General features: G+C 69.6%; 8 protein-coding genes and 1 pseudogene. 5 read left to right on the forward strand and 4 right to left on the reverse strand.

Annotated features, from left to right (window positions below):
* Positions 1-407: pseudogene (locus tag ACFY0P_RS51810) on the reverse strand (ABC transporter permease); the annotation flags it as partial.
* 49 nt (positions 408-456) lie between these two features.
* Positions 457-1,440: an ABC transporter permease gene (locus ACFY0P_RS51815; RefSeq protein ID WP_388929476.1), complete on the reverse strand. Its 984-nt coding sequence runs from the start codon at positions 1,438-1,440 to the stop codon at positions 457-459.
* 710 nt (positions 1,441-2,150) lie between these two features.
* Here ACFY0P_RS51815 and ACFY0P_RS51820 point away from each other — a divergent pair.
* Both ACFY0P_RS51820 and ACFY0P_RS51825 read left to right on the forward strand, forming a co-directional pair.
* Positions 2,151-2,423, forward strand: a complete 273-nt coding sequence (locus ACFY0P_RS51820) for a TetR/AcrR family transcriptional regulator (protein WP_388929477.1) — start codon at positions 2,151-2,153, stop codon at positions 2,421-2,423.
* A 405-nt stretch (positions 2,424-2,828) separates the two neighbouring features.
* On the forward strand, positions 2,829-3,518 hold the full coding sequence (locus ACFY0P_RS51825) for a type 1 glutamine amidotransferase domain-containing protein (protein WP_388929478.1): 690 nt from the start codon (positions 2,829-2,831) through the stop codon (positions 3,516-3,518).
* A 530-nt stretch (positions 3,519-4,048) separates the two neighbouring features.
* Here ACFY0P_RS51825 and ACFY0P_RS51830 read toward each other — a convergent pair.
* Together ACFY0P_RS51830 and ACFY0P_RS51835 are read right to left on the reverse strand one after the other, a co-directional pair.
* Complete coding sequence (locus ACFY0P_RS51830) at positions 4,049-4,705, reverse strand: response regulator (protein ID WP_388929479.1); 657 nt, start codon at positions 4,703-4,705, stop codon at positions 4,049-4,051.
* Positions 4,702-5,736 (reverse strand): sensor histidine kinase, encoded by a 1,035-nt coding sequence (locus tag ACFY0P_RS51835; protein ID WP_388929480.1) that lies wholly within the window; start codon positions 5,734-5,736, stop codon positions 4,702-4,704. Before ACFY0P_RS51835 ends, ACFY0P_RS51830 begins: the two co-directional genes overlap by 4 nt.
* A 126-nt stretch (positions 5,737-5,862) precedes the next feature.
* Between ACFY0P_RS51835 and ACFY0P_RS51840 the strand changes: the two genes are divergently transcribed.
* From ACFY0P_RS51840 to ACFY0P_RS51850, 3 genes are all read left to right on the forward strand, one after another.
* A complete protein-coding gene (locus ACFY0P_RS51840; protein WP_388929481.1) occupies positions 5,863-6,597 on the forward strand; it encodes an ABC transporter ATP-binding protein in 735 nt (244 codons plus the stop codon).
* Positions 6,597-7,385, forward strand: a complete 789-nt coding sequence (locus ACFY0P_RS51845; RefSeq protein WP_388929482.1) for a hypothetical protein — start codon at positions 6,597-6,599, stop codon at positions 7,383-7,385. Before ACFY0P_RS51840 ends, ACFY0P_RS51845 begins: the two co-directional genes overlap by 1 nt.
* Positions 7,386-7,726: 341 nt before the next feature.
* Positions 7,727-8,953 carry a PQQ-binding-like beta-propeller repeat protein gene (locus tag ACFY0P_RS51850; RefSeq protein WP_388929483.1) on the forward strand — a complete coding sequence of 409 codons (1,227 nt, stop codon included), beginning with the start codon at positions 7,727-7,729 and terminating at the stop codon, positions 8,951-8,953.
* Positions 8,954-9,233: the final 280 nt, after the last annotated feature.

A 9,233-nucleotide genomic window follows, 5' to 3' on the forward strand; every position in this document is an offset into this window, starting at 1 on the left:
ATCAGGAACGACGGCACGACGAGCAGGAAGTGGATGACCAGCAGGGTCAGTTTCTCGACGCGTCCGCCGAAGTAGGCCGCCCCCGCACCGATCACGGCGGCGAGCGCGATCGTCAGCACGGAGACACTGACCGCGATCACCAGGGAGCGCTGGAGGCCGTGCACGGCCTCGGCGTAGACATCGTTGCCACCCTGGTTGGTGCCGAAGTAGTGCGTCCCGCCGGGCGGTCGGGTGAGCGCCGTGAAATCCACGTCGGTGTAGGCGAAGTGCGTGAACAGGCCGCCGAAGACGCTGAACAGGACCAGCAGGACGAAGAGCGCGACGCCCAGCAGGGCCGGACGGTTGCGGGCGAACCGCCGCAGGTACAGGTGTCCGCCGCCGGTACCGGGCGCCGTGGCGCGGTCCACCGGGCGGGGGCCGGACGGCTCGGGCAGGGGCGTCACCGTGGTCGCCACGTCAGCTCACCCGCACCCGGGGGTCGAGCAGGACGACCGCGATGTCGGCCAGGACCGCGCCGATCGCCGTCATGGCGGCTCCGAAGGCCGCGACGGCGACGGCCCCGTGCACGTCGTTCTTCGCGATGGTCTGGACGAAGTACTGGCCCATCCCGTTCCAGCCGAAGACCGTCTCCGTGATCACCGCGCCGGTGAAGATCGCCGGGATGCTGAAGGCCACTGAGGTGGCGGTCGGGATCAGCGAGGCACGCAGCGCGTGCCGGCGGATCGCCTGGGCGCGTGTCAGGCCGGTGGCGCGGGCGGTGCGCACGTAGTCCGCGTTGATGCTGTCCAGCAACAGCGAGCGCTGGGTCAGGTGGTAGCCGACGTAGCCCAGCAGCGTCAGGCTCAGCGTCGGCAGGACGAGGTGCTGGAACCGGTCGGCAACGGTCGGCCACAGACCGCTGACGGCAGGGGACTTCTCCCCGGCGACGTACAGGAAGCGCCAGCCGAGACGCTGGTTCAGCCAGATGCCGGCCAGGACGACCGCCAGAGCCGCAACGGCCGTCGGTACGTTGAACAGGAAGACCGAGACGAGCTGGCTGACGCGGTCCCACCAGCTGTACTGCCGGGAGGCGGTGAACACGCTGAGCGCCACACCGGCCACCACCGACAGCAGCGTGGCCGCGGTGACCAGCTGGCCACTGACCACGACCCGGAAGCCGATCTCGGAGTTGACCGGCGCCCCGACCGGGGACTTCCCCCAGTCGAAGTGCAGGACCACATCGGTGAACCAGTGCCACCACCGGTCGGGCAACGGCACCCGTGGGTCCAGGTTGTACGGTGCCAGGGCGCGGTCGATCTGGTCCTCCGTGCGGACGGGCCGCAGCCCGCGGTAGTTGGACCGCGGGTCGAGAAACCACGCAGCCAGCAGGTACGTCACGTTGGTGGCGACCACGATCATGGCCAGCCATCCCGCGGCCTTGCGTGTCACATGACGGATCACATGCCCGCCTTACTGCCGGAGGAACGTGTTGCGGCGGCGGTGGCCGCGCACGGGACCGGCCAGGGTGTGCCGGATCTGGGCATGACTCTTTTGCTTTCTGACGGAGTGTTCCGCGGCCCACGCCCCCGAACCGGGCGAGCGGACCGACCAGGAGATTGTTCGACGGTGATCACGTCCTCCGCCAGACTTCCCGGCGGCCTGCCACGTGATTGCAATGCCCATGTCATAAAGCTTGCCCGACACCGCTTCGCGCAGAGGGGGCGGCCTGGTACGCGGTGGACCCCACGGTGGTGCGAGGGCGGTTCCCTGACCGGGAACGGCGGGAGCGGCCCTGGTGTACCGGGCCGCCTCCGAGCGCCCGGGGCCGTCCATTTCAGTGCTCCGACCGCATGGGTTCGCCGGGCTGGGGTCTTCCGCCGCCTGCACCGCGGGAGCAGCTCCTGACCCGCTCCAACCGGCTGCGGGCCGATCTGGACTCCGACCTGCTCGTCTTCTGCACCTGCCAGGTGGAGGGGCGGCCGTGGGAGCCGAGGATGAGTTCTTGAGGCAGGTACTCCTCGCGCAACACCTCCCGGTCCTGCAGCGGCTTGCGGCCCGGATACCTGAAACGCCGCTCACGCTGCGACGGAAGGTGGCGGACGCCGACGGGACCGTAGCCGGTCAGTCCGACCTTCCGGACGACTGGTCCCCTCGGGCGCTGTGGTTCTTGCATGCCAGCCGCCACGCGCACCACGGACACCCGTCGGATCATCCTCGACACCGCCCAGCGGATCATGGCCCGCAAGGGTTTCTCGGCCGTCGGCATCAATGAGGTGCTCGCGGAGGCTGGCGTGCCGAAAGGGCCCTTCTATCACTACTTCACCTCGAAGGACGCCTTCGGTGAAGCGATCCTGAAGAGCTACTTCGCGGACTACCTCACGGACATGGACGGTGTTCTCGCCCGCTCCGGCCAGTCGGCGGCCGAGCTGCTGATGGCCTACTGACAGCAGTGGCGGGAGACGCAGGCATCGAGGAGTGCCAGGGCAAGTGCCTGGCCGTGAAACTCGGCGCCGAGGTGGCGGACTTGTCTGAGTCGATGCGCCTGGCTCTGAAGGAAGGTACGAGCGCCGTCGTCGACCGCATCGAGCGAACGATCGCCGACGGCCTGGAGGACGGCTCTCTCTCGGTCGACGGCGAAACCCGCGATGTCCCCAGGCCCTGTACGACATGTGGCTCGGCGCCAGCGTCATGGCCAAGATCCACCGTAGTCTGGCCCCGCTCGACACCGTCACAGTGGCAACCCGCAAGCTTCTGCAACTGTAGAAGGGCCGCGCCCCGTGCCGGATCCGGTCATGGGGATCCTGTTTCCCCTCAATAGCAGACTGGTCTACTCACAAGGAGTGTGTGTCATGAAGGTTCTGATCGTTCTCACCTCGCACGACGAGCTGGGGAACACCGGCAGTAAGACCGGGTTCTGGCTGGAGGAGCTGGCGGCGCCGTACTACCGCTTCAGGGAGGCCGGTTGGGAGATCACCCTCGCCTCGCCGAAGGGCGGACAGCCGCCGCTGGACCCCAAGAGCAACGAACCCGGCTTCCAGACCGACGACACCCGGCGCTTCGAGGCCGACCCGGAGGCGACCGACGCACTGGCGAACACCACGCGCCTCGACGCGATCTCGGCCGGCGACTTCGACGCGGTCTTCTACCCCGGCGGCCACGGACCGCTGTGGGACCTGGCCGAGGACACCGTCTCCGCCCGGCTGATCGAAACAACCCTCCGCTCCGGCAAGCCGGTGGGACTGGTGTGCCACGCCCCCGGCGTCCTGCGGCACACCGTCAAGGAGGACGGTACCCCGCTGGTCTCGGGTAAGAAGGTGACCGGATTCGCCAACTCCGAGGAGGAGGCCGTCCAGCTCACCGATGTCGTCCCCTTCCTGGTCGAGGACGAACTCACCAAGCTCGGAGGCGTCTACTCCAAGACCGGCGACTGGCAGCCCTACGTCCTGACGGACGGTCTGCTGATCACCGGGCAGAACCCGGCCTCCTCCGCCCCTGCGGCCGACGCCCTGATCGAGCTGGTGACCAAGGGCGGCGTGTGACGCCTACGTCGTCGTGCACCGCGAGCGCGTGACCGACCCGGCCCAGCCGGCCCGCTACGCCGGCTCGGCCCGGGCGGCCCGGGCAGGCCACGAGGTGACACCCCTGGTCGGATACCGGTAGATCGAAACCCTGGAGGGTGCGCCGTTCGACGGTGTGCTGATCCATCGCTTCCCGAGCGTTGCGGATGCGCCGTCACCGCCCTGCACCGCAGTACAGGGCGGTGACAGCTGGACTTCAATGGGTGACGTCGAGCTGTGACGGCTGCACCTGGTCTTTGCCGCGACCTGAGTCAGATGTGAGCTCTGACCTGCTTCACCGGGTGCCCGAGTGTGCCGCCGATAGCGGCCAGTTCCTCGTCGCCGAACCAGTCACGTTCGGGGTTCAGGAAGGCGGACAGGCCGGAACCAGCTGGCCGCAGCCGTATGGCCCGCTTCAACGGAGATCGGTCCCATGGCGGTCGCCGTCGGCTGCTCGCAGGGCATTGTGTCTCACGATCTGGCCTTCCGCGGCCGATCGGAGGCGGGGCGGACTAGTCGGCGAGGCCGTTGCGGTAGGCGTGGATGACGAGTTGGACGCGGTCGCGGGCGTCGAGCTTGGTCAGCAGTCGGGCGACGTGGGTCTTCACCGTGCCCGCGCCGATGTACAGCCGTTCGGCGATCTCGGCGTTGGTGAGCCCTTCGGCGACGAGCAGCAGCACTTCGTGTTCACGGGTGGTGACGGCCTCGGGCAGACGCGGCCGTTCCTGACCGTGCGGTGGCTGTGCCTGCCTGTTGACGTATGCCGCGATGAGCCGTTTCGTGACGCGTGGTGCGAGCAGCGCCTCGCCCTGCGCGACGGTGCGGACGGCGGACTGCAGGTCGAGGGGCGGTGCGTCCTTCAGGAGGAAGCCGCTGGCCCCGGCGCGCAGTGCGCCGAAGACGTATTCGTCCAGGTCGAAGGTGGTGAGCATGAGGACACGGGCGTGGCCGGCGGTGGTGATACGGCGGGTGGCTTCGATGCCGTCCATCTCGGGCATCCGGACGTCCATCAGCACGACGTCGGGCCGGTGTTCTGCGGCGGCTGCGACGGCGTCCCGGCCGGTTGCGACGCTGCCGATCGCCTTGAGGTCCGGGGCGGTGTCCACGATTCCGGCGAGGCCGATGCGGATCAGCTGCTGGTCGTCGGCGACCAGGACTCGGATGGTCACGGCCGCTGCCGGTCGTCGGTGGTGGGCTGTGGCCCGTCTACGGGGATGCCGGCCCGGACCCGGAAGCCGCCGGTCGTGGTCGGCCCCGTCTGCAAGGTGCCGCCGTAGAGGGCGAGGCGCTCGCGCATCCCGGTCAGCCCGCGCCCGGTGCGGCCCTGGACCGGCCGGACGCTGCCGTCGTCGATCACCGTGAGCGTCAGCTCGCCGGGTCCGTACGCGACGGTGACGTGCGCGGCGCTCGCGCCGGCGTGCTTGACCACGTTGGTCAGCGCCTCCTGGACGATCCGGTACGCGGCCGCCTCCAACCCGGGGGGCAGTGGTCTGGCCTGCCCGGTGACCGCGAGGTCGATCCGCAGGCCGGCCCGCCGGGTACGTTCGGCGAGCCGGTTCAGGTCCGCGAGTGTTGGGGCGGGGGCCAGTCCCGCGTCGTCCGGATCGTCCGTGTCGTCGTGCAGCACGCCGAGCATGCGGCGCAGTTCGACGAGGGTCTCCCGGCCAGTGGTCTCGATCGCCTCCAGCGCGCTCCGCGCGTCCTGGGGACGGTCGTCGATCACCAGGCGGCCGAAGCCTGCCTGGACAGAGATCACGCTCATGGAGTGGGCGATGCTGTCGTGCAGCTCGCGGGCGATGCGCAGCCGTTCCGCCGCCGCCTCGCGATCGGCGCGGTCGCGTTCCTGCCGCAGCAGCGTGTGCAGATACCGGCGCCGCTGCCCGACCGCGAAGCCCACCGCCCAGGCGACGCCGAAAAGCAACGCGAAGGGCACCACGGCCCCGGCGTGTTCGAACCTGGGCAGGCCGGTGGACACCGCCAGCGCCAGCGCCGCGGCCAGGGCGATCCCCGCGGTGCGGGCCGGGCGCAGGCACGTGACGCAGAACAGCGCGAAGGCGAGCGGCAGTCCGCCCCAGAAGATCGCCTGCGGATGCCACGGCGCCAGGCTGCACACTGCCAGCGACAGGACGACAAAAGCCTCCGGCCAATGGGTCCGGTAGGTCCGGAGCGCCTCCCAGACCGCATACGTCTTCCGTTCCACGACCTGAGCGTATGCGCGTCCCGGTCATGCCCACATCGTCCGCGGGCCCTATGCCGTACGGCAGACCCGGGGCCGGAAGAACCTGCCCGCAGGCAGATGAAGCGACCTGCCCGTCCCGGCATCGTCATGGACGTGATTCGATGCGAACACCTCACCAAACGCTTCGGCCGCAAGGTCGCCGTCGACGACCTCACCTTCGAGGTCCAGCCCGCCCGCGTGACCGGCTTCCTCGGCCCCAACGGCGCGGGCAAGTCGACCACCATCCGCGCCGTCCTCGGCCTGGATACCCCGGACGCCGGCCGTGCCCTGGTGGACGGCGTGCCCTACCGCCAGGCCGAACAGCCGCTGCGCCGCGTCGGCGCGCTCCTCGACGCCGGAGCCGTCCACCGGGGCCGTACGGCGCGTGCGCATCTGGCCGCGCTCGCGGCCACCAACCACATCCGGCGTAGCCGGGTCGAGGAGGTACTTGCGCTCACCGGCCTCGTCGACGTCGCCCACCGCAGGATCGGCACCTACTCGCTCGGCATGAAGCAGCGCCTGGGCATCGCCGCCGCACTGCTTGGAGACCCCCCGGTCCTCATCTTCGACGAACCCGCCAACGGCCTGGACCCGGAAGGCATCAGGTGGATCCGGACCCTGATGCGGTCGCTGGCCGCCGAAGGGCGCACCGTCTTGGTCTCCAGCCACCTCATGAGCGAGATGGCCCTCACCGTCGACCATCTTCTCGCCATCGGACGAGGACGTCTGCTCGCCGATGTTCCGATCACGGACTTCGTTCCGGTCGGCGCCTCCCTGGAGGACGCCTACCTCAACCTCACCGAATCCGCCGTGGAATACCGGACCGAAGGGACGGGACACTGATGCCCACCGCACTGACAGGTGCCATGGCCGGCGAGGCCGTCAAGCTGCGTTCCCTCCGCTCGACCTGGATCACCGCTTTCATCGCCCTGGCATTCGGCCTGGCGCTGAGCCTCATGGACGTCGCCCACACCGCCGGCGCCTGGCCGCACATGGCAAGGGCCGATCGGGCCCAGTTCGACCCTGTGGGCGACTCACTCTCCGGCCTCGCCTTTGCCGTCCTCGCCTTCGGCGTCCTCGGCGTGCTGGGCGTCAGCAGTGAGTACACCACCGGACTGATCCACTCGACGCTGACCGCGACACCCCGACGGGCACTCGCCTACACCGCCAAGACCCTCGTCATCGGCGGATTCGCCTTGCTGCTCGGCGAGCTGACCGCGTTCACCAGCTTCTTCATCGGACAGGCCGTCCTGGCCAGGCAGCACCTGGACGTCGGCCTGGGCACGCCAGGCGTGCTGCGCGCCGTGTCCTGTGCCGGGTTGTACCTGTTCGTCGTCACCGTCGTGGGCTACGGCCTCGGGGCCGTCATCCGACACACCGCCGGAGCCATCGCCGCGCTCTTCGCCCTGGTGTACCTCGGCTACGGCGCGGCAAAGGCGGTGGAAGGCTGGTCCTACCTGCCCAGCAAGCTCATGCTGAGCAACGCCGCTGACACCCTCGGCCAGCTCCACCCACACCCCCTCCACCCGGAACGCACCCCCTCCCTCTCCTTCGCCCTCATCGACCTGGCCCTCTACCTCGCACTCGCCCTCGCCTGCGGGGCCTGGCGGTTCACCCGCGACGCCTCGTAGACACGCCGTCCGATCCACGCGCGATATGCCACACCGGGCAGCGGGAACGGGCAGCAGAAGAGGCGGTCGCTGCGACGTCTCCACGTTCGGAGAGAGCAGCTACACAGATCGAGACCGGGTTCATCACCCCGACAAGTGAACAATCAGAGGGGAGCGCGTCTCATCGCGTCGTCCCTTGGGCCGGACAAGGGCCACGGCGGATGAGAAAGGGCAAACGAAATGCGAACTTATCGTGGGTGGCCACGAGGGTTTCTGACCCCGTACAACCATCGGCCGCCGCCGTGGGTCGTCTCTGGAAGCAGGGCTACCGGGGGTGACTTGGCATGCGGCGAGTGCGCAGGATGGCGGCGTCCTTGGCGGGCGTGGCGTCGATCGTCGGGTGCTCGGCTACGGGCATCGCACAGCCCGCTCCCTCCACCGCGCACACGTCCGTGGCCGTCGACGGTCCGTGGCGCACGTGGACGAAGTCCCTCTCCCGGCAGGAGGCGTCCGGATCCTGTGGCGCCACCACCCACCAGGTCGTGTGCAGCACCGCCCCCGACGGCTTCGTCGGGGTCTCCCGGGCCACCGGCGCGATCACCTGGACGGTCCCCGCCACAGGTGGCGGCGGAAAGAACGGCGGGCTCGTAGTCGACGCAGCCGACGAACGCGCCGCCACCAGTGGCGGTCACACGCTGCGCGCCGCGAATCTGCGCACGGGTAAAGCGGCCTGGACCCACCGGCTGCCCTCCCAGCGCTCCTACCTCGACATGGCCGCGGCGGACGGCGTCGTCTACGCCCTCGACGCCAAGAGCGACGCCGTGCAGACCGAGGGCTACACGAACGTCGCCCTCGGTGCCTTCCGGGCGTCCGACGGTGCACCGCTGTGGCACAAGGCCGTCGACGCGATCCCGTACGAAGGCATCACCGCGTTCGGCGGCCGCGTCTACAGCACCGACGGCACGAAGGTCACCGCCCGCGACGCCCGTTCCGGCAGGAGCGTCGCGACCAGCCCGCCAGGCACCGCCTCCTACGGCGGCGTCCGCCTGGACTGGTGCCCGCACCTGATCTCCGGCGGCGGCTACCTGGTGTGCGCAGGCAGCCCCGGTACTGCGGGCGACGCCTTCCCGCCCCTCCGCCGTCTCGACCCGGTCACGCTCGGGCCGCTCAGGACGGCCGCCGAGGACCCGGGCCTGAAGCCCGAACGCGGTGTGATCTCGTCGGACGGTGTGCTGGTGCTGTTCGAGGACACCCCGGAGGACCCGGGCACCGGTACCTGGAACGCCTACGATCTCAACCACCCCCGCAAGCTGTGGAGCTACGACACCACCACGGAGGAAGCGGAGCTGTCCGGTGGGCGGTTCGTGACCTTCACTCCTGGAAACGACGACACCAGGGGACGCGTGATCACGATCGACCTGCACGCCGGCCCGGATGGGACCGGAACCGCCGCGCCGCGCATGTCCCCGCCGTACCTGCAGTCCAGGGGCGGCGAACACCCCGCGCTCATCACGCCGGAAGGCCGCTCGGGCCAAGTCGTCGTCGAGCCGAGGACCCATCACGCCCTGCGCTCGATTCCGCTTCCTTGACCTGCCCGTTGTGGCCGTCCCGAGACATGCCGTGGACCGCTCAGGAGCCGGAGCCTGGATGCGGTAGATCAGCCGGGGCCGGTGGCCGGCTTTGGTGCAGATCAGCGCCGCCATGGAGACACGTTTGGTGCCAGCGGCGGTGACCTTCACGATGGGCGTGCGTCCACGGCGGCCCCAGGTGCGGCCTGAGGGGCCACGCAGTTTCCGGACAGGCACCCAATAGGGTTGTCCTGAACAAGGAAACGAGGAAGAAGTGGCGCCACCTAGTAAGTACTCGCCG

Origin of the sequence: Streptomyces sp. NPDC001714 (assembly GCF_042892755.1) — a bacterium.
GTDB lineage: Bacteria > Actinomycetota > Actinomycetes > Streptomycetales > Streptomycetaceae > Streptomyces.

Bases quoted from the DNA above. Each gene is read 5' to 3' on its own strand.
- ACFY0P_RS51820 (WP_388929477.1), top strand. From the start codon at position 2,151: ATGCCAGCCGCCACGCGCACCACGGACACCCGTCGGATCATCCTCGAC.
- ACFY0P_RS51825 (WP_388929478.1), top strand. From the start codon at position 2,829: ATGAAGGTTCTGATCGTTCTCACCTCGCACGACGAGCTGGGGAACACC.
- ACFY0P_RS51840 (WP_388929481.1), top strand. From the start codon at position 5,863: ATGGACGTGATTCGATGCGAACACCTCACCAAACGCTTCGGCCGCAAG.
- ACFY0P_RS51845 (WP_388929482.1), top strand. From the start codon at position 6,597: ATGCCCACCGCACTGACAGGTGCCATGGCCGGCGAGGCCGTCAAGCTG.
- ACFY0P_RS51850 (WP_388929483.1), top strand. From the start codon at position 7,727: ATGGCGGCGTCCTTGGCGGGCGTGGCGTCGATCGTCGGGTGCTCGGCT.